Origin of the sequence: Candidatus Nitrospira allomarina, from assembly GCF_032050975.1 — a bacterium.
Lineage (GTDB): Bacteria > Nitrospirota > Nitrospiria > Nitrospirales > UBA8639 > Nitrospira_E > Nitrospira_E allomarina.
Genome location: NZ_CP116967.1, coordinates 2133584 through 2154659 on the forward strand (window position 1 = coordinate 2133584; position 21076 = coordinate 2154659).

The window sequence follows — 21076 nt, forward strand, 5'->3', positions numbered from 1 at the left end:
TACGCCACACAAAGTATTCATATTGAAATTACCTTTCGTTTAAAAAAGAATACTAAGTCAGATCTCTATGAAATGTAGTAGTGAGCCAGGGAGCTAACTGAGGAGACAGTTGAGCGTCGATCCACAGAATTAAGAGGTAACCATGGGATGGTTCACACGCGTACTGGCAAATTTAAGACAGGCTTGAATATCTTCCGCTTCTAAATCGGGCAATTCTTCTAGGACTTGTTGAGGGGTGAGCCCGTTCCCCAAGAGGTCAAGGACATCCGTCACACGAATCCGCATTCCCCGGATACAGGGACGGCCACCGCATTGGTCAACGTTCACAGTAATACGTTCTGCAATAGTAGACATATTTTTCCCCTCCCTCGGGATTATACCAGAGAGTAAATGAAGAGCATCCAGACAAATTTAAAAGAGACCATTCAGGGATGGCTAAAATCAATCTGAAAATGGGAAATTTGACTGCGGGATAGATGGACTATAGTTATTCCTAATATTTTCCAAAGGCTTCTTTTCTTTGGTATGCCGGTAAAGCGGCCGTTCCACATTGAATGTCCTGAGAGACCTTAGCCTTCCCATTGTCCGACGCCTGCCGCCCGGTCCCATGGGCGGACGCTCTCATCACTCGGCGGGCCTTGTTTGAGTGCAACGAGTTGGCCCGCCCTCCTCTCCGTTGCGTCCGTCCATTCTAATGTGACCGGACGGGGCGTCAATGGTTTTGGCTACTTTTGCCGAAACAAAAGTGGCTCGGCAGCCAGGACGAAACCCGGCATCTCTGATCATTCCAGTTTGGGGAATTGTGTGCCAGAAAGAAACGGAAATTATTTGGTACGACTATAGCTTCTGCCAGTTATCATGGCCGACATCTGACCCACTTTTCGGTTTCTACGGCGAAAAAGACGATTGTTGAAAGAAGGAGACAGAGGCCGAGTTGGTCCAGGGTTAAGGGTATGGTATGGAAGATGGGATTGAGAATAGGCACGTAGATGGTGGCTATCTGAAGGGCGAAGGTGAGAACCACGGCTCCCAATACCCAGAGATTGGTCAACGGTCCCCGCTGAATAAATGATTCCTGCTCCGCACGAATCGCCAACACATGGCCCATTTGGGAGAGGGTGAGGACGGTAAACACCATGGTTTGCCATTCTCCCTGATCGGCCTCGTAAGCCCACATTTCAGTAGCCAGCGATACACCACCCATGAGTAGTCCTACCCACAAAATGTGTTGCCAGAGGCCACCGGCAAAGATGCTTTCATTCGGCGGGCGGGGAGGGCGCTGCATGATGTTGCGCTCTTCGGGTTCCATGGCGAGGGCGAGGCCGGGTAAGCCGTCTGTGACAAGATTGATCCATAAGATTTGAATCGGAAGCAGGGGAATCGGCAGGCCGAATAAGGGTGCCAGGAAAATCGTCCAGATTTCTCCGGAATTGCTCGTCATCGTATATTTCACAAACTTGCGGATGTTGTCATAGATCCGGCGTCCGTCCCGGACGGCGGTGACGATGGTCGCAAAGTTATCATCCAGCAAAATCATGTCGGAGGCTTCACGGGCTACGTCTGTGCCGGTTTGCCCCATCGCAATGCCGATGTTGGCCTGGTTCAACGCGGGGGCGTCATTCACCCCATCGCCGGTCATCGCGACAAACTCTCCCCTGGTTTGCAGGGTTTTGACGATGGCAATTTTTTGCGTGGGTGTAATGCGGGCATAGACGCGAATATGCTCCACCAGTTGCGCCAGCTCTTCGGGGGAACTGTGTTCCAATTCCTGGCCGGTCAGCACCGTGGTGTCCTTATTGATAATTCCAACGCGTGAGGCAATGGCCTGGGCGGTGCCGGGGTGATCGCCGGTGATCATGACTGGGGTGATCCCTGCCGATTGGCAGAGGGCGACCGCCTTCGCGGCTTCTTCCCGTGGCGGATCCATCATGCCGACTAATCCGAGGAAGATGAGTTCGCGTTCGACAGTCGAGGAAGTCATTTCCGTGGGTGCTTGATCCCATTGCCGATAGGCCACCGCCAAAACCCGCAAGCCTTCATTGGCCATCTGTTCGGCCTGCTCTAATAGATGGTCGAGATGTAGTGACTGAGGGCCGGTCTGTGTGAGCATGGATTGGCAAAGCGGAAAAAGTTTTTCCGGCGATCCTTTGGTAAAAGAGATGGTGCCCTTCGGCATTCGATGCATTGTCGTCATACATTGGCGATCTGAGTCGAAGGGGATTTCTTCTATGCGAGGATTTGTGGACTCTAATGTGCTTTTGTCATACCCCGCCTCCACCGCCGCCAGATACAATGCCACTTCGGTGGGATCACCCAAGGTCTGGCCTTCGGGCTGTGCCTTTGCATCGTTGTTGAGCGCCAACCCCAGAAAAAACAGATGAATGGGATTGTGGAGGTCGGCTTCGCTGTCGGGTTGTCTACCCGCAGATGGGCGCAGTATGTTCCCGGCCACCGACATCTGCTCCACCCGCATGGAGTTTTGTGTGAGCGTGCCTGTTTTATCAGAGCAGATATAGGTGACGGAGCCTAAGGTTTCTACGGCGGGCAGTCGCCGGATCAACGCCTGCTTTCGCGCCATTTTTCGTGCGCCCAAGGCCAGCGAAATGGTGACGACGGCTGGTAAGGCTTCAGGAATCGCGGCCACGGCCAGACTCACGGCCGTCAGGAACATGAGCACCGGCGGCTCACCCCGCCAGACGCCCACAGCAAACAACACAATACAGATTGCCAGAACGGCCAGCGCGAGGCGTCGTCCAAACACCGCCAGGCGTTGTTGCAAGGGCGTTTTGATGTCTTCGTCCTTATGCAGGAGCGACGCGATTTGTCCTAGCTCGGTCTTTAGTCCGGTGCCAATGACGATTCCTGTGCCGCGACCGTATGTGAGGAGCGTGCCTTTATAGGCCACATTCCGTCGATCACCCAGGGAAAGTTTCGGATCGTCCAGCGGGTCGGTCTGTTTGTCCACCGGGACGCTCTCGCCTGTGAGCGCCGATTCATCCACTTTAAGTTGAACGGCTTCGATGAGGCGAAGGTCGGCAGGGATGAGGTCTCCGGCTTCCAGCAGGACGATGTCGCCCGGTACCACATCGAGCGTGGAGAGCGAGGCGACCTGCTGCTCACGTAGAACCCGCGTTGTAGGCGTGGCGAGCTTTTTAATAGCCTGCATGGCCCGGTCGGCCCGATATTCCTGCACGAACCCGATGATCCCGTTGAGCACCACAATGATGACAATTGCCAGGGCATCCAAACGCTCACCCAATATGCCCGAGACAATGGCGGCCCCAATAAGCACCAGGATCATAAAATCGGTGAATTGATCAACGAAGATTCGCGCGAGACTGCGCTGGCGGTGTTCGGGAATGGTGTTTTGGCCATGCTGTTGCAACCGGCGGCGGGCTTCCCCGGCATTCAGCCCCGTGTAAGGATCGACTCCCAGCCGTTGACTGACATCCGGGTAAGAAAGAGTATGCCAGACCGTGTCGCTTGGCGATGGGGAAGGGGTCTCCGTGCGGTTGTTGGACTCGTTGGTCATCTTTAGTAGTGCGGCTTCAGGTGTGTCTGAAGTGTTGCTGATCGTGAGTGGCAAAACATCTTAGATTCCAATTATTCAGACAGGAGAGAACCCGTCATGCTTTGATTAGGCCTGCATTAAATTGTCATTCTGAGCCCATGGCGAAGAATCTGTGCCCAGATTGAAGATGCCACGGCTTAGTCAGATCCTTCGTTTCACTCAGAATGACATGGGTTTGTCGTCTGCGTGTTTCATATTGATCATTTCCCATTGAGCATGGCTTGGCTGACCCGGGAAATTTATTCAGTTACCCCTCTTTAATTTGATACATCTCATGGCATGCCAGGCATCTGGTCGTGATAGTCGACAGGCGTTGAAGAATGTCCTGTGATGTCGTGCCCCCGGTGATCGCATCCGCCAATTCGTCAAAATCCCGATGCACGGACATTCCGAGCTGTTTCATGGGTAGCGGAAGTTTAAGCATGAGCGCTGGATTGTCATCCACGGCCATTTTCATTCCTGCGGAGCGGGCGGCCGCTGCAGCCTGAGCATGCCCTTGGGTCTGATCTGTATCACTCACGCCCGTCACGACTCCATGCACAGCCCGTAAGAGTTGTCGCATTTCCGTCAGAATAAAGTCGCGTTCGGCAGGAGCCAGAAGCACGGCCGTTCGGTCGTCGGCTGAAGGGGTCGTCTCGCCTTTCACAAAAAACCAGCCCAGCACGCCGGCGCTTCCTATCCAGAGCACAAGAGTAATCCGGCAGAGATTTTTTGAAAATGATCCTGAAGATGACAACTGGGCCTCCTTAACTTTTAAATAATGTGTTGATCCGGAATCTGTGGAAATATTGTCCTGCTGTCTTCAGGAGCCAATTCTTTTCCTCAATCCACTGGGGCATTTTTCTACATGACCCATGATTTGGACTGTACCTCATTTCCCCAATATTCCGGTTCCTGGTTCTGGGCCTGCCCAAGATTGCTGAGGTTTTGCTAGTTGAATCTAATATTTCAAACTCAAACGGAATAAGGCATATCTCTTGCCAAATAGATTATGAGTGAGTGATAGCGACAGGGATACATTCAGGTGTATTAATGGGAGGCCGATGATCCAAATCCGTATTCATGGCAGAGGAGGGCAGGGCGTGGTGACTGCTGCTGAGCTGCTGGCGTTAGCGGCATTCCGGGATGGGAAGGAGGCGCAGGCCTTCCCTAGTTTTGGATCTGAACGGACCGGTGCGCCGGTAACCGCATTCTGCCGGATAAATTCTCATCCCATTCGCAGTCGGGAGCCGGTCTATCATCCGAATGTCTTGCTCATAGGGGACTCTACCCTGCTGCATCAGGTGGATGTCTTTGCCGGATTGGCTGCGTCAGCCTTCGTTCTCATTAATTCCACACGAGATGTCCACGCGCTTCATCTTACGGACTTTGTCATTCAACATCCCGGAGTGCAGATGCATACACTTCCGGCATCCGATCTGGCCTTGAAACAACTTGGGCGACCGTTTGCCAATATTGGGATGGTGGCCGGTTATGCGGCCCTGACCGGGGAAGTCAGCAAAGCTTCCGTGAATCAGGCGATCACAGAAAAGTTTCCGGGAAGAATTGGAGAATTGAACGGGGCAGTGGCCGCAGAGGTATATGATTATGTTGCGGCAAACCTGGCCAAGGTGTAATTCAATCGAGGAATCAACAAACGACCATGAAACATCATATTGAAGGATCTCAAGCCGTGGCCCACGCTGTGGCCCTCTGTCGGCCTGAAGTGATGGCTTGTTATCCGATTTCTCCCCAAACCCATATTGTCGAAACCCTTTCACGCAAGGTGAAAGCGGGAGAAGTCGGCAATTGCCAATTCCTGAATGTCGAGTCCGAGTTTGGTGCGCTTAGTGTGCTAATCGGCGCCTCGGCCATGGGTGCGCGAACCTATACCGCGACGACGAGCCAGGGACTCTTGTTCATGGCCGAAGCGGTTTATAACGCGGCGGGATTGGGTCTCCCCATTGTCATGACGATCGCCAATCGCGCCCTCGGCGCCCCGATCAATATCTGGAACGATCATTCTGACAGCATGTCCATGCGGGATGCCGGCTGGATTCAATTATTTGCCGAAGATAATCAAGAAGCCGTCGATCTCCACATTCAAGCCTTTCGCCTGGCCGAGGAACTGAGTTGCCCGGTGATGGTGTGTATGGATGGCTATATTCTTACCCATGCCTATGAGGTGGTTGATCTTCCCACGCAAGAGCAGGTGGATGCCTACGTGCCGGCATTTGAACCGGTTCAAGTGTTAGACCCGCAGGAACCTGTGTCCATTGGCGCCATGGTCGGACCGGAAGCCTTTGCCGAGGTGCGGTATCTCGCCCATCACAAACATCTGCGAGCGTTAGAGGCGATTCCACGACTCTCTCAGGGTTTTCAGGACATCTTTCAGCGAAGTTCCGGTGGACTGTTGAAGGCCTATCACACGGATGAGGCTGATACCATTTTGCTGGCACTGGGATCGGTGAACGGTACCATTAAAGACGCGGTGGATGATTTGCGGAAAGAAGGATGGCCGGTCGGTTCTATTGCGCTCTGTGCGTTTCGACCCTTCCCCTCTCATGCTCTTCGCCATGTTGTTCAGAATGCCAAGCGGATCATTGTTTTTGAAAAAGACCTGGCAGTGGGTAAGGGGGGCATCGTGTCCAGCGATGTGAAGATGGCACTTCGGGGATTACCAACTATTGTGGATACGGTGATCGCGGGACTTGGAGGTCGCCCCATTCCTCAAGCCTCGGTCATGGATACGGTGAAGCAGGCATGCCTGGAGGGTCTGGAGGAACCTCATTTCCTCGATCTGAATTGGGACGCCATTAATCGGGAATTGACCAGACAACAGGCGCAGCGGCGTTCGGGACCCACCGCAGAAAATATTCTTCGGGAAATCGGTGCTCCCGGCGCTTCGCCCATTTAATCCTTAGTGATGAGGCCGCTATGTCCTATCAACGTGTGAAATTTTATCAAACCGGGACCTTTACGGTTGGCAACCGGCTGCTGGATGAATCCGATCGTACGGTCCAAGCCGGGATGGATCGGACCAATTCGCTCAATTCAGGTCATCGTGCCTGCCAGGGTTGCGGTGAAGCGCTGGGCGCCCGCTATGCCCTTGATGCGGTGATGCGGGCTACCCATCAGCAGATGGTTGCAGTGAATGCCACCGGCTGTTTGGAAGTCTTCTCCAGTCCCTATCCGGAAAGTGCCTGGCAGATTCCCTGGATGCATTCGTTATTCGGGAATGCACCGGCGGTGGCGAGCGGCGTGGCGGCAGCCCTGCGGGCCAAAGGCAGGACGGATATCCGAGTCATTGCCCAGGGCGGAGATGGCGCGACGGTTGATATCGGATTCGGGTGTTTGTCCGGGATGTTCGAACGCAATGATGACGTGTTGTATGTCTGTTATGACAATGAGGCCTACATGAACACGGGAGTGCAGCGTTCGGGATCCACCCCGCCACGAGCCTGGACCAATACGACGCAAGCCGTGGGAAAAGACCCCGGTAATCCCATGGGCATTGGAAAAAATCTTCCACGCATTGCGATGGCGCACGGCATACCCTATGTGGCCACGGCCTCCGTGGCCGATCTCCATGATCTGGAAGCGAAAGTGACGAAGGCCATGAGCATCAGGGGCGCACGGTATATTCATATCCATGTGCCCTGTCCGCTTGGCTGGAAATCGGATCCTGCGCATACGATCAAGGTCGCCCGCCTGGCAGTGGAAAGCGGCCTATTTCCCTTGTTTGAAGCCGAAGGGGGCGAAGTGACCGATCGAACGCCTATCCGGAAAAAAGTTCCTGTCGAGCAATACCTCGAACTTCAAGGGCGGTTTAAACATCTCTTGCATCCACGAGATGAGGGTGCTCTTGAAGCGATTCAGGCGATGGCGGATACGAATATTGATCGGTATCAACTCCTTCCGTTAAAGGCGTGATGATGGAACAGAAACCCTTTGCCATTACATTGAACCCCGCTTCAAGCCTGGCCAATCATACCGGCACCTGGCGGACGATGCGGCCGATCTATGTTGATCACCTTCCGCCCTGCAATCAGGGCTGTCCGGCTGGTGAAAATATCCAAGGCTGGTTGTATGAGGCGGAGGAAGGGAAATATGAGCAGGCCTGGCGGAAAATTATGGAAGACAATCCCTTCCCGGCGATTCATGGTCGTGTGTGTTATCACCCGTGTGAAACGGCCTGCAACCGGGGCCAACTCGATGAGCCTGTGAGTATTCATGCCGTTGAGCGCTTTTTAGGCGATTACGCGATTGAGCAGGGTTGGCAGGTGGAGGCGGGCGTGGCAACCGGAAGGCGGGTCCTGGTCGTCGGCGCGGGACCGAGCGGCCTTTCTGCTGCGTATCATCTCGCCCGCTTGGGACATGCGGTGACCATCATTGAAGCGGGGCCGAAGCCGGGGGGCATGATGCGGTTCGGCATTCCACAATATCGTCTGCCCCGGAATGTCCTTGACGCTGAAATTGCAAGAATTGTCGCCATGGGCGTTTCGATCCATCTGAATCAGAAAGTCGACAATTTAGAAACGATCATCAAAGAGGGCGGATTCGATGCCGTGTTTCTGGCGATTGGGGCTCATCTGAGCAAACGGGTTGATATTCCCGGCCGGGATGCCGGCCGGATGATCGATGCCTTGGGATTTCTTAAAGGAATGGATGGTCAGACTGTTCCCAAGATCGGTCGGCGGGTCGTCGTCTATGGTGGAGGTGATACGGCTATTGATGCCGCGCGAACCGCCAAGCGCCTGGGTGCCGAGGAAACGATCCTGATTTATCGGCGTGATCGCGGACACATGCCCGCCCATGATTTTGAAGTGGAAGAAGCCTTGGAGGAGGGGGTGCTGACCCGATGGCTGCATACCATCCGACAAGTGAACAATACGACGTTGACCGTTGAAGAGATGACGCTGGATGAGCAGGGGCGCCCTCAACCCACCGGCCGGATGGAGACCTTGGAAGCCGACACGGTGATTCTGGCGGTGGGCCAGGAAGTGGATACCGGGTTTTTAGAGAATGTGCCGGGATTGGATATTTCGTCCGACGGGGTGATTCAGGTCGATGCCTCAATGATGACCGGGCGTGCGGGAGTGTTTGCCGGGGGGGATATGGTTCCTGCAGAGCGCACGGTGACGGTGGCTAGCGGCCATGGGAAAAAAGCGGCACGGCATATTGATGCGTATCTCCGCGGTAGTGAGTATCGGAAACCTTTGCCCAATACCGTTGCGACTTATGACCGGCTCAATACCTGGTATTACACCGATGCGGATAAGAGTCGGCAGCCCTACCTGGATCTGGCCAGGCGTCGCGCCAGCTTTGAAGAAGTGGTCGGCGGTTTGGATAAGGACACGGCTTTGCTCGAAGCCCGACGCTGTCTCTCTTGCGGAAATTGCTTTGAGTGCGATACCTGTTATGGCGTGTGTCCGGACAACGCCATTATTAAATTGGGCCCCGGTCAGCGGTACGAAGTGAATTATGACTATTGCAAGGGATGTGGTGTGTGCGCGGAAGAATGTCCGTGCGGGGCCATCGATATGGTTAAGGAAGTCAGATAGGAACAGGACATTTGTGCACACAAGAGTTGGTAGTTGGAACAGGTACGAAGAGTTATTTAATAGCAATACCCACGGCACAAAGGATGTGTCATACCCGGGAGACGATGTATGAAATACCTATTAGCAGTTGATGGATCGGATCAATCGGTCGATGCAGTACGTGTGTTTGAAGCGCTGAGCCCGGCGGAGAGCCTGATGGTGTTACATGTGGTGAATGTGCCGGGTATCCCCTATCCATCCATCGGGGCGGGGATCGCGAAAGATTTGAGATTGGCGGTGGACAAGGCGATGAGGGAAGAAGGCGAACGCATCATTGAGCAGGCATTGTCCCTCCTGCCTCTTCATCCGGGATCGGTCATGAGACGACTGGAAATGGGTACTCCTGCCGAGGTCATTCTCACCATGGTCAAGGAGAAGGGAACCGATCTCGTGGTGTTGGGCGCCAGGGGTATTGGTCAGATTCGAGAGCAGATGTTCGGGAGCGTTTCGCATCGTGTGATGACGCATGCGTCGTGTTCGACCCTGATCATTAAGAAGCCCACTCGCAAGATCCAGCAGGTTTTAATTCCTGTTGAAAGTCTGGAAGACGGCGAGGTGGTGGTGCGGTTTTTGAAAAAAAAACCATTCCGGGAGCCCATCACAGCGACCGTTCTGCATGTCATTCCGTTTTCAGAACCGGTCTGGCCGGTGGGTGCGATGATTTCTCCGGAATTTCGAAAAGAGATGATCGCCTATGGGGAGAAGTTTACGAACGGGCTCAGCGCGGAATTGAAGCAGATGGGGCATGAGGCCAAAGGAGTCGTCGTCGTCGGGGCACCTTCACACACGATCATTAAAGAAGCGAACAAATATGCTGCTGATGTAATCCTGATGCGAACACATAGCCGGTCCGGCGTGAGTCGCTTTCTTTTGGGAAGCGTCTCCCATTCCGTGGTGCATCACACTGAGTCCTCAATTTTGTTTGTGCGTGAATGACCCGATCTAAAGGTCCAATCTGGACATACATTCCTTTTCCGAGGTTGTATGCATAAAACCTGGTACCTTATTGGTGCAATTGCGATAGGCGTGTTAGTTTTTCTCTATCTGGTGTTTTGGTGTCCCAGCCCCTGCCAGTAAGGGCAATCTTGATTTCAGTCGCACGTCCTCCTGCATCCGCTGGCGACACATTTTTTGGCGATTGTGCAACTCTGTCCGGCTACACTCCCCGGAGAGGTCGATCTGGTCCCTTTGGAGTGGTAGACTAGAAACTGGCTCCCCGGTCCTGCCAAATTTGTCGGCCTGTTCAGGCCACTTTCCTAAAGATCGTCTAGGTATTGGGAGCTAGTGGGTTCTTTTGTATGTGTCCCTATATGGCATTCCGGCCCAACATATGAGGGTGCTGGAGGAATATCAGGGGGCCGTATAAGCTGGTGGGCCTTCGAGGCGCTCAGAAGCTGACAGGCGACAAAAAACTAGATTGTCCGTTATAATAAAAGAAATGGATAAAAAGGAGGAGTAATTCCGTTTGTATGAGAAGGATATCAATACATGATTAATAAAGCGGACAGGAAGAAGGTCTCATTGCTTCTGGGGTTAGTCTTGACCCTCAATGTGGTGTGTGCCACCAGTCTTGGGGCCAGTCCGTCTGTTCGTCAGATTCCGCATCTGATTATTCCAATCCTGGGGACATCTCTCAACAAACAATTCAGGCCGGTGGGCATGGTAAGCCAGGTGGTGATTGATGTCTATGAGCGTCAGGATCGCAACGGCCTTCAAATCCAATTTCATACCGAACCAGGAAATTTTTCCTTGTTTGCCCGTCAGTCGATCCATGCAGCCATCACTCGGGCGCTGGCTGCTGCCAATCTTCCGTCGGAATCCTGGACTGTTCTCCTGAAATTTCCTTATACCGGCCTCACGGTTTATGGGGAAAGTCTTTCGGCCATGGTGGGCCTGAGCGTGGTGTCCATGATCAAGGGAGATCATCTCCTGGAAGGGCGGGCCCTCACCGGAACGATCACGGAAAGAGGATCGATCGGAGCTGTGGGAGGGCTTCAACTCAAAATTTTAGCCGCCTACGAAAATCACTTTGAGCGTGTGTTGGTTCCCAGCGAGTATGATGTACGGGATGGAGATTGGCGTACCCCGTTTTTGATGCAGGTCTCCCCTGTTGGGACGATCGATGAAGCCTACTTTGGGCTGACCGGTCATCATTTGGCGACCCTTCCCTAAGACCTACCTTTCAGTTTTCCCGCCGTTGCTCTGTAGGATGGATTCTGGCTTCCTGCCCAGGTTTTTTGCGTGAAAAATTAAGTAAAAACATTTCAACTAAGCAAATATTCTTAAATTGTGCCAACAGGCCGGAGTCCTATCGGTTGAATTGGTCCATCCGCTTGCGAGTTCCCTTCAGAAATTTTTTATGGGAATTTTGACATCGTCGGAGGGAGGTTTTCTTTGGTCAGTGTTAAAAAATGTGTTGCGCAGGAGATGCAGGGATCATAACTGCGAATCAGTTCTTCGCATTTCATTGCGGTTTCCTGATCGTTGAGATGAAGGATGTCTGGCAGGAGGTTTCGAAGATCGTCCTCCATGCGGCGTTGATTTTGGGAGGTTGGCGGCACAATCTTGGCAAGGCAAATGGTGCCATCAGCCTTGACCTCATAACGATGGTATAAAAGGCCTCGCGGGGCTTCGGTCGCGGCCATACCGGTTCCGGCGCGGAGTGTTACTGGCACGTTTGGAGAAGTTGGCCGCTCATACCGGTCAATGAGTCGAAGAGCCTCGTCAAAGGCATAGAGCACTTCCACCGATCGTGCCACGATACCCATGGACGCGCGGTTGAACGGGAGGACTAATCCCGTGCTCTGTAAGACGTCTTTGGCCAACAACGAGAGCTGGTCCTGGTTGAGAGCGAGCCGGGCTAACGGCCCTGTGAGATAAGATTTTCCATTCAACGTGCAGTGGAGGGCATTGGAATAGGGTACTTGTTCTTCATGGAAATGGTGTTCAAACTCCGAGGCGGCCATGCGGTGTCCCCGATTGGTGACGACGTCGCCTTCATTCATCGGATATTCAGAAGGCCCCCGAAGGGCGAGGAAGGTATAGGCCTGTTCGGGATCTTGAAATTCAAACCCGCTCACCCACCTAAGCGTTTCCGCAGCGGCATCCCTGGCCCATAGGAATTCGTCCTTCAGCTCATGCAAGGCATTCCTTGTCGGCACTTGGGAGAATCCGCCGATCTTTACCGAAACCGGATGCACTGATCGTCCCCCTAACAGCGTTAACAGATCATTGCCCGCCTTTTTCATTCGAAGCCCTCGCTTCACAAGATCGGGGTGTGAGCGGGCCATCTCAAGCCCGCTGTCGAATCCTAAGAAATCCGGACCCTGGAGCATATAAATGTGCAGAACATGACTTTCGATCCATTCCCCGCAATACAGGAGTCGACGTAAATCGCGAAGGCTTTGTGGCATCTCCACATGGAAGATTTGTTCCAGGGCATGGACTGCACTCATTTGATAAGCCACCGGACAAATACCGCAAATACGGGCCACGATATCGGGCACTTCGTTAACGTGACGTCCCTGGAGGAAGGCTTCAAAAAATCGTGGAGGTTCAAAAATCCGGAGTTGCACATCCCGGACCTGACCATCCTGAACGGTGATATGAAGGGCTCCTTCCCCTTCTACCCTGGCCATCATGTCGATTTTGATGGTTCTCGATTTATCTGGAGTCCCAGGCATCGCTTTCCTTCCGGAAAGGCTGAACCGATCCGTTGATTCCTCGAAAACGGCGAACCATTTCCAGGGGTATGAGTTGCAGCTGCTCATGAAATTGTTTGGCCAGAGATCCGGTATTTGGGGGCACTCCTGGAATTACTGAATCCTGTTCGGCGGGGCCAAAGCACCCATAGCACTCCCGGCCCATAGCGGGGCAGATGGCCCCGCACCCGGTACGCGTCACCGGTCCAAGACAGGGCATGCCCTTCGCGACCAGGACGCAGACATGTCCCTGGCGTTTACAGTCCAGGCATACACTGTGTGCGGGAATGCTGGGTGTGACGCCTCTCAGTAAATCGGTGAGCACTCGAAGGAGTTGTGGCTTATCAATCGGGCATCCCCACAATTCATAGTCCACCTTGACGTGTTCGGAAATAGGAGTCGATGTGCTCAGGCTGTGGATGTATTCGGGGCTGGGATACACCGTTCGCTTGAAGGCTTCCACATCGCCCCAGTTCCGAAGAGCCTGAATGCCCCCGGAAGTCGCACAGGCACCGATGGTGATCAAGGTTGTTGTCTGTTGCCGGAGATCGAGAACTCGAGAGAGATCTTCAGGGCAGGTAATGGAGCCTTCAACGAATGTTATATCATACGGGCCAGGCTGCATATTGCTGGAGGCTTCGGGGAAATAGGCGATGTCGAGGGCTTCTCCCAAAGCCAGTAAATCGTCCTCCATATTCAGAATGCTTAACTGGCATCCGTCACAAGAGGCAAACTTCACCACGGCAATTCGGGGGCGGGGCCTGGTTGAAGAATGCTGAGTTGGGGTCGTTGATCCATCCATTGTCATTGCGGGCTATTCTTCATTCACAATTCCCCCTTAAAAAGGGGGCCAGGAGAATTTTTTCAGATCATTTCTTCAGGCTCTATTTACACACCCACTTTTCCGAAATACGGTACCACCCGGTCTAACCGCATCACGGGTCCGTCCTTACAGACAAAGAATGGCCCAAGCTGACAATGCCCGCAGAGTCCGATGCCGCATTCCATATGCCGCTCCAACGACACATACATAGCGTCAGGGCGCAGACCTTGATGCGAGAGGGTATTACAGGCAATCCGCATCATGATCTCCGGTCCGCACATCATGACCAGCGTATTGGCAGGGTCCAACTGCAGTTGGTCAAACAATTCGGTGACCACGCCCACATGGCTATGCCAGGTCTTTCCGGGTTCATCGCTGGTCAATAGTACCTGTGTGCGGGGTTGGTAGCGCCAGGCATCAAATCGTTCCCGGTAGAGCAGGTCGTGGGGGGTTTTTACCCCGTGGAGAATGGTCATGGCGCCATACTCCTCCCGCCTCCGAAACATATATTCAATGGCTCCCACCACCGGAGCGCATCCCAATCCGCCGGTGACGATAAGCACATCCTTCCCTTGGGCTTCCCTCATGGGCCATCCAATCCCAAACGGCCCACGAACGCCCACACTCTCACCCACTTGCATCGCACCCAATACCTGCGTGATCCGACCCACCACACGAATGGTGTGGTCCAGAAATTCCGGCTCCCCAGGGTCCGACACAATGGAAATGGCTACCTCCCCTACACCAAACACATAGAGCATGTTGAACTGCCCCGCCTCAAAGCGAAAAGACTCCCGATGAGTGGAATCTGTGAGTTGCAGGCGAAAGGTCACGATATCGGTGGACTCCTGTTTCCTGTCCACGATCACAGCCGGATGAATGAGGTAGGGATTAAAAGTCATGGTTTGGCATTTATGGGATTACGCTGGCGTCCTCGTAAGAAAAGTTTAGACCCCATAGGGTATCCTAACAAATGAAACCACAATCACCTGAATTCTAATTTCTCCAAATGAACGCTTCATGGTAGTGTAGCATTTCTCCTCAAATGCTAGGGATTGGAGGTCTCTTTTGAGAGAATAGCAAGACCAAAGCCAAAGTAATGAGGAACTGCCAGTTAAGCATCGAGATTAAAAATTTTTAAATCTAGTTCCAGAAATAGTTATTTGTGAAACCTTTAAAAGGCCATTTTTCTGTTCCCCCTAAAGTTTTAGAGTAAAAAAAACCAATCGTTAGAAAAATATTCAAGTCTGCACGAAGCAGAAAGGGGGGGCGTTATGAGCAAGAAAATCCTAGTAGTTCTTACCAGCGTGGCAAAATATCCAAACTTAAATCGGGCGACCGGATTATGGTTGGGTGAGGCCGTACACTTCGTGAAGAAAGTTCAAGAGGCTGGTTATGGGGTTGATTTTGTCAGTCCCAAAGGAGGATACACTCCGATTGATCCACATAGTCTTGCACAGGCAGATACGACTGACTGGGAATGGTACCAGAAAAAGGAATTTATGAATCGTCTAGGGACCACGGTTACACCCGCCGACGTCAACCCGGATGATTATGTGGCGATTTACTTTACCGGTGGCCATGGGGTGATCTGGGATTTTCCCGATAACGAAAAACTTCAATCGATCAGCCGGAAGATTTATGAGAATGGTGGATGTGTTTCCTCAGTGTGCCACGGCGCTCTCGGTTTGCTGAACATTCAGTTATCGGATGGAACGCTACTCATTAAAGGCAAAAACGTCACCGGCTTTTCAAATGAAGAAGAACAGCTTGTGGAACTCGATAAGGTTGTGCCATTCCTGACGGAGACCGAATTGGTTAAGCGAGGGGCGAAATATAAGAAAGCCGATAAGCCCTGGGGTTCATTTGCGTTGGAAGATACCAGGCTTATCACCGGCCAGAATCCGGCATCGGGTGGTGCGGTGGCTGATCTTCTGATAGCGGCACTTCGAAAAAGCGGAACATGATAATTTTGGATTTTGGTCTTACAGCTAGACGATGTGTATCTGAAATCTACCTTAGGGGCTCCCTGTAAACAAGCGCTAGTGGATGAATGACTCGCACCGGTGTCCCCAACTCTCGTGGCCAACTGATGCTCTGTTCGCCGGGTTTCGCCTCGGCAGGCGAGGGCCTTTTGATTCGGCAAAAGTCCCCAAAACCATTGACGCCCCGTCTGGCCTTATGGGACCGAAGGGACGCCAACCAGAGGAGGGCGGACCAACTCGCGGAGCCTGTCCTGAGCTTTATCGAAGGGCTCAAACAAGGCACCCCAACTGATAAAGGCATCCCTCCCTTAGGCCAGTCGGCAGGCGTCAGACCCATGGAAAACACACCTTTCAGGAACAGAAATGAGAGAACGAGGAACCATATATTCTTTATGATCCGATTAAGTGTCTGACAGGTAAACCATCGGACAAAGATTCATTCGCCGGTTGCGAGGCGGTGAGCTTGTTCGTTCTGTTCTGAGGGCAATTCAATGTGATTTCTTACCCGTAAGAAATTTCCTGTTTCTCTGAATCGAGAAGAGATTTCTATCATGGGCTTAGCGGGGATATTAGTGAGATCTGTTTGTCGATCTACTTGGAGGGGAGTGAATGATTTTTTCCATTTGATTAAGGAGGTTCTGATGGTCATTGGGGTAAAATTACAAATGGGTCCTGACGGAGGGACCATAGCCTTAAGACCAAGGACATTTGAACAGTCACACAGAATCATAGGATCCAGATGAAACCTTTACCGAATACCGATACATCTCAAAAGAAATCCGTTTCGCTCTTGCATCAATTGGCCCGGCGTCATGGGATTCAGCCCGTCTTTCGCGACGAAAGCGGCAATCAGAGAGTGGTGCCTGATGAAAGTTTGCGAGGCCTGCTTCGGCTGATGGGTGTTTCCGCCCAAACGTCCCAACAAGTCCGTGAATCTGTTTTAGCCTCGAAGACCAATGAATGGACGAAATGCGTTCAAGAAACGTTCGTCATTCCTCAATCGAAATTGTCCTCAGGATGGATGTTGCACATTCCTCTAGGACCGGAATCACTTTCTTCCATACACCTCGACTGGACCATCCGGGGAGAAAACAAGTTTCGAGCAACCCGTCAGGCCAGTGGAACTTCGATAAAGATCCTTGGGCGAAAAAAAATTAACGGGCGGCACTATCTGCGTGGCAGGCTTCCTTTTCCCCGTCAGTTGCCGCTGGGATATTATACGCTCCAATTGTCAATCACCTCTCCTTCGTACCGGGCACATGAAACTTCGCGTGTCATCGTCACTCCGGACAGCGCATATGCCCCGGCCTCTTATAAGAAGGCCCGTGGTCTCTGGGGATTGACCGTTCAACTTTATGGAGTACGGTCCGAACGGAACTGGGGAATCGGAGATTTCAGCGACCTCAACAATCTGGTCGGCTGGGCAGGGAAAGATTTAGGCGCAGCCATGGTTGGCGTCAATCCTCTCCATGCGTTGCTGCCGGGTGAAATCAGTCCATATTCCCCTTCAAGCCGGATGTTCCATCATCCCTTGTATTTGGATATTGAGCGAATTCCCGAACATTATGAAAGCCCGGTGGCTCAGCGACGCGTCAAAAGCAAAGTTTTTCAGACAACTTTGAGCGCCCTCCGAGCATCTCCGACAGTTGATTACGATTCGGTGCAGGCCATCAAGTATAAACATTTCGAAACCCTGTATCGTCAGTTTCTCAAAAACCATCTGGTTCCCCGGTCACGGCGGGGATTGGCCTTTCTGCGATTTATTCAACAGCAGGGAAGCAATCTCGAACATTTTGCCTGTTTTCAGGTATTAGGTGAAATTTTTTCGCGTACCCGTTCTCCCAAGAAAAAGACAAAAAGTTGGCAGGATTGGCCGAAAGAATTCAGAGATCCGCTCTCTCCTCAGGTCCAAAGGTTTTCCCGCAAACATCCCACACGCATCAATTTTTTTCGATACCTTGAATGGATATGCCAGGACCAGCTCGCGCAGGTGAGAGCAACTGCGCGTCGACTGCGTATGCCCGTTGGCCTCTATCAAGATCTCGCCGTAGGGATCGATCCCAATGGTTATGAAGCCTGGGCCTTCCAGAATCAATTGGTGACGCAGGCATCCATTGGGACCCCACCGGAAATTTTTTCGCCAAAAGGCCAAAATTGGAACCTGGTGCCGCTTTCTCCCGAACATCTCCATCAACAAGGCTATGAGGTCTTTGTCAAAACGTTTCAGGCCATGATGAACGGCGGCGGCTTATTGCGCATTGATCATGCCATGGGGCTTTTCCGATTGTTCTGGATTCCGCGAGGAAAGTCGCCCTCAGAAGGGGCTTATATTCATTATCCCGCCGAAGCGTTATTAGCCATTTTGGCCTTGGAGAGTCACAAGTCCGGGACCACCATTGTTGGGGAAGATCTGGGAACAATCACCCCTCACATTAGAAAAACCCTCAGCCTCTCTGGTCTGTTGAGCTACCGGCTTTTATTATTTGAAAAAACCAATACAGGGAATTTTATCCCGCCGAACCGGTATAAGAGGTCGGCGATGGTCGCCGTATCCACCCATGATTTACCCACATTGAAAGGATATTGGGAAGGCCGGGATATTCACTGGAAAACACAATTGAATGTATATCCTGACCCGACCGATGCCGGGAAAGAATGGCATGCACGAAACAAGGAAAAGGAGAAATTACTGCAAGCCCTCAGAAAGGAAGGATTGTGGACCGGTCCGCATTCCGGAACATCACAAGCCCTTCCTTTATTCACCTCTGAATTGCAGCAAGCCGTGCATGCCTATTTAGCTAGAACCCCGAGCTTTCTCTTAGCCATATCCCTGGAAGATCTCCTTGGGGATGCAGACACACCTAATATCCCGGGGGCGCCTTCTCGTGCCTATCCGGTCTGGAGGATGAAAGCCGGTGCCCAAGGATCTGATTTGCACGAATGGCGCGATTCGCCGGACATTGCCAAGTTGGTGACGGTCATCAATCATGAACGAACACGACCTCAATTGGCTAAAAATAAGCCATCTAATACAACCAGGTCGCCGTCACGGCATTCCTAAGTTTCAGAGAGCGTCGCCGAAAGGGGTAAAAACTCAGGAAGGTACATGGGGGAATGAAATCTGGCGAATCCAGGGACTCGGTGAAGACCATGTCATTCGATTACACACTCGATTTCAACGCCATTGATTTCAGAAAGCATCCGGAGCTGTATCGTATCGGAAAAGGAGAGCAGGGAGTCCTTCTGGTTGAACCCTATAAGAGCGAGATATTACCACACTGGAAATTTAAAACCCCCCAGATGGCTCGAAGGTCGGCTAACTGGATTTACAAGTTATTTCTCGCATACAAAGCCAAGGGCGACTTTGTCGGAATGGATATGGCACGTAAATACTTGCAGATGGGGTATACGAGGTCCAGAAGATATGCCAACCACAAAACAGGCCGGAAGTATGCTCAGCCTAGCAGGGAAATCCTGCCGGTTGTAGAAGATAAAGAGAAGACTGAATCAGCTAAAATCTTTTACCAGAAGTGGAAGAAAGCCAGAGAAAATAAGGAATATGTGAAACTGAAGCAAAGGCACAAAGAGATGTTTTTCAAGCAGCCCTGAGAATTGTGACTTGGAATACTTGACCTGTAAAAAGTTTTCTCTGCCACTTACTCGCCAGGAGGTGGCTCGGTCCTGGAATCAGCGGGGGTATTCGTGCGATGTGTTTGTTGATCCTCCCGGGCGGGAGTGGAATGATTTCGTTCATTCGGCCAACGAGCTGGTCACTATTGTTGAAGGGAAATTGCGCCTGACCATCGGGGGCAAAGAGATTATCGCGGAACCCGGAGATGAGGTATTCATTCCGAAAGAAACCTGTCATTCGGTAAAAAATATTCATCACGCGACGACCAAATGGCTCTATGGGTATGATTGAGAGCATGAAAGTCTGAATGCCATCCGTTAGAACTTGGTGGGAAGTGATGAATGGGTCATGACACACAGACATTCTGGGAGGCGAGGACATTCTTTTGGGCACAGATCCTTCGCTGCCGGCTCAGGATGACCATATGATTAAGGATTAAACGAATCATTATTTGTTCGTCCAACGCCCGCATGGGTGAAATCCGGGTTTTTACATTTTTTTCCATATGTCCTATTCTAGTATCCATGATGCAATTTATCCGTCTGTCCGACTACACCTGGTGGATCTGGTTGTGCCTCGCCGGTTGCTTACTGGCCGGCCTGCTCGTTGACCCGACTTACTTCTTTCTGGCTATACTCATTTCCACCATCCAAGCCTTGGTTTTTTTTGCTCGTGAAGAAAATGCCTCGTCTTTTCCTGCGCAACTGCGTCTCGCGTATCTGCTTCTCCTCGTCGTACTGTATCTGCCGCCACTTCGATTTCTCTATTGGGTTCCGGCTATTGGCACAATGATCCTGTGTTTTACCGGATACTGTCTGCTGGCACGCGGTCTTTCCTTGCTCCCGTGGAACCGGGATTCGCCGCTGACATTTCAAAAAGTCGTCAGGACCTTCACGGTTCCTCCAAATCTTGATGTCACTCTGCGAGGCAGACCTGCATCCGGTTGTCCCGGTGGAGTGTGTTCGCTGGAAGTGCAAATCGGCAAGTCCGCAAAGGCCTGAGGAGTCGATCACCGATTTGTTAGGGTACCGGGGAAATGTAATGTGGATGGAGACGCACGTATTGGGATATATTTTTTGAATTGGGGATTCCTTCTTTATTCCTTGGTGTCGATAACGTTGGAATGATCCGATGTTCGTCATCGTAGCCATCCTGAAGGCTGCATGATCGGGCTGTGATAATTTAGAGACATGGCCATCTCAAAAAATCTGGTGTCTGGAATCCACCCCATTGGTAAAGGTTCAGGTCCCGATTTCAATGTCTTTTTCCGGTTAGAGGTTTCGTATGCAGTATTCATTCACTTCACACAACATAGGAGAAGCATATGGCGAGTGTCGGTTATCACGAACCCATTGAGGAATTGTCCGATGAAACCCGGGACATGCATCGGGCCATCGTTTCGTTGATGGAGGAACTGGAGGCTGTGGATTGGTACAATCAGCGCGCGAATGCGTGCAAAGACGCGGACCTCAAAGCCATTCTTGTGCACAATCGAGACGAGGAGAAGGAACATGCCTCGATGGTGCTTGAATGGATTCGACGCAAGGATCCTACGTTTTCAAAGCATTTAAAGGACTTTCTGTTTACAGAGAAACCCATCGCGCATAAGTAGCCGGGCGATGACGATTGGACCGACCCACTGCCGTTTGGCTTATTAGGGTGGCTGGCAGAGAGCGTAGACTTCCTCCGTGAGATCGGTGCCCCATCGGATGCCATTTGGTGACCTCTTCAACATTTAAACAATTGAAGTTTTTGGGTTAGAACCTCCAATATGCGTTAAGCG

At 52.0% G+C, this 21076-nt stretch carries 18 protein-coding genes; 12 read left to right on the forward strand and 6 right to left on the reverse strand.

What is annotated here, in order from left to right; genetic code table 11:
• Positions 1-129 precede the first annotated feature (129 nt).
• The 3 genes from PP769_RS09395 to PP769_RS09405 form a co-directional block, all read right to left on the reverse strand.
• On the reverse strand, positions 130-354 hold the full coding sequence (locus PP769_RS09395; protein WP_312646854.1) for a DUF433 domain-containing protein: 225 nt from the start codon (positions 352-354) through the stop codon (positions 130-132).
• Positions 355-856: 502 nt separating this feature from the next.
• A complete protein-coding gene (locus PP769_RS09400; protein WP_376753433.1) occupies positions 857-3532 on the reverse strand; it encodes a cation-translocating P-type ATPase in 2676 nt (891 codons plus the stop codon).
• 286 nt (positions 3533-3818) lie between these two features.
• Entirely contained in the window at positions 3819-4307 is a 489-nt protein-coding gene (locus PP769_RS09405) for a hypothetical protein (RefSeq protein ID WP_312646856.1), read from the reverse strand.
• A 307-nt stretch (positions 4308-4614) separates the two neighbouring features.
• Between PP769_RS09405 and PP769_RS09410 the strand changes: the two genes are divergently transcribed.
• The 6 genes from PP769_RS09410 (at position 4615) to PP769_RS09435 (ending at position 11325) form a co-directional block, all read left to right on the forward strand.
• On the forward strand, positions 4615-5187 hold the full coding sequence (locus PP769_RS09410; protein ID WP_312646857.1) for a 2-oxoacid:acceptor oxidoreductase family protein: 573 nt from the start codon (positions 4615-4617) through the stop codon (positions 5185-5187).
• A 26-nt stretch (positions 5188-5213) separates the two neighbouring features.
• Complete coding sequence (porA, locus tag PP769_RS09415) at positions 5214-6467, forward strand: pyruvate ferredoxin oxidoreductase (protein ID WP_312646858.1); 1254 nt, start codon at positions 5214-5216, stop codon at positions 6465-6467.
• Positions 6468-6487: 20 nt separating this feature from the next.
• Positions 6488-7483, forward strand: a complete 996-nt coding sequence (locus tag PP769_RS09420) for a thiamine pyrophosphate-dependent enzyme (protein WP_312646860.1) — start codon at positions 6488-6490, stop codon at positions 7481-7483.
• On the forward strand, positions 7483-9114 hold the full coding sequence (locus tag PP769_RS09425; protein ID WP_312646861.1) for an NAD(P)-binding protein: 1632 nt from the start codon (positions 7483-7485) through the stop codon (positions 9112-9114). Before PP769_RS09420 ends, PP769_RS09425 begins: the two co-directional genes overlap by 1 nt.
• A 108-nt stretch (positions 9115-9222) precedes the next feature.
• Positions 9223-10089 carry a universal stress protein gene (locus PP769_RS09430; RefSeq protein ID WP_312646863.1) on the forward strand — a complete coding sequence of 289 codons (867 nt, stop codon included), beginning with the start codon at positions 9223-9225 and terminating at the stop codon, positions 10087-10089.
• Positions 10090-10641: 552 nt separating this feature from the next.
• Positions 10642-11325: a S16 family serine protease gene (locus PP769_RS09435; RefSeq protein WP_312646864.1), complete on the forward strand. Its 684-nt coding sequence runs from the start codon at positions 10642-10644 to the stop codon at positions 11323-11325.
• A 185-nt stretch (positions 11326-11510) separates the two neighbouring features.
• Here PP769_RS09435 and PP769_RS09440 read toward each other — a convergent pair whose 3' ends face one another.
• The 3 genes from PP769_RS09440 to PP769_RS09450 form a co-directional block, all read right to left on the reverse strand.
• Positions 11511-12836 carry a Ni/Fe hydrogenase subunit alpha gene (locus tag PP769_RS09440; RefSeq protein WP_312646865.1) on the reverse strand — a complete coding sequence of 442 codons (1326 nt, stop codon included), beginning with the start codon at positions 12834-12836 and terminating at the stop codon, positions 11511-11513.
• Positions 12817-13662 (reverse strand): NADH-quinone oxidoreductase subunit B family protein, encoded by an 846-nt coding sequence (locus PP769_RS09445; RefSeq protein WP_312646866.1) that lies wholly within the window; start codon positions 13660-13662, stop codon positions 12817-12819. Before PP769_RS09445 ends, PP769_RS09440 begins: the two co-directional genes overlap by 20 nt.
• 80 nt (positions 13663-13742) lie before the next feature.
• Positions 13743-14579: an FAD/NAD(P)-binding protein gene (locus PP769_RS09450; protein ID WP_312646867.1), complete on the reverse strand. Its 837-nt coding sequence runs from the start codon at positions 14577-14579 to the stop codon at positions 13743-13745.
• 372 nt (positions 14580-14951) lie between these two features.
• Between PP769_RS09450 and PP769_RS09455 the strand changes: the two genes are divergently transcribed.
• The 6 genes from PP769_RS09455 to PP769_RS09480 all read left to right on the forward strand — a co-directional run bounded on the left by PP769_RS09455 (position 14952) and on the right by PP769_RS09480 (position 20905).
• Positions 14952-15644: a type 1 glutamine amidotransferase domain-containing protein gene (locus PP769_RS09455; protein ID WP_312646868.1), complete on the forward strand. Its 693-nt coding sequence runs from the start codon at positions 14952-14954 to the stop codon at positions 15642-15644.
• 757 nt (positions 15645-16401) lie between these two features.
• Entirely contained in the window at positions 16402-18723 is a 2322-nt protein-coding gene (gene malQ, locus PP769_RS09460) for a 4-alpha-glucanotransferase (RefSeq protein WP_312646870.1), read from the forward strand.
• An 89-nt stretch (positions 18724-18812) separates the two neighbouring features.
• Complete coding sequence (locus PP769_RS09465; protein ID WP_376753434.1) at positions 18813-19271, forward strand: DUF4385 domain-containing protein; 459 nt, start codon at positions 18813-18815, stop codon at positions 19269-19271.
• A 10-nt stretch (positions 19272-19281) separates the two neighbouring features.
• A complete protein-coding gene (locus PP769_RS09470; protein WP_312646872.1) occupies positions 19282-19584 on the forward strand; it encodes a cupin domain-containing protein in 303 nt (100 codons plus the stop codon).
• Between the two features lie 233 nt (positions 19585-19817).
• Complete coding sequence (locus tag PP769_RS09475) at positions 19818-20294, forward strand: hypothetical protein (RefSeq protein WP_312646873.1); 477 nt, start codon at positions 19818-19820, stop codon at positions 20292-20294.
• A gap of 323 nt (positions 20295-20617) precedes the next feature.
• A complete protein-coding gene (locus PP769_RS09480; protein ID WP_312646874.1) occupies positions 20618-20905 on the forward strand; it encodes an encapsulin-associated ferritin-like protein in 288 nt (95 codons plus the stop codon).
• Positions 20906-21076: the final 171 nt, after the last annotated feature.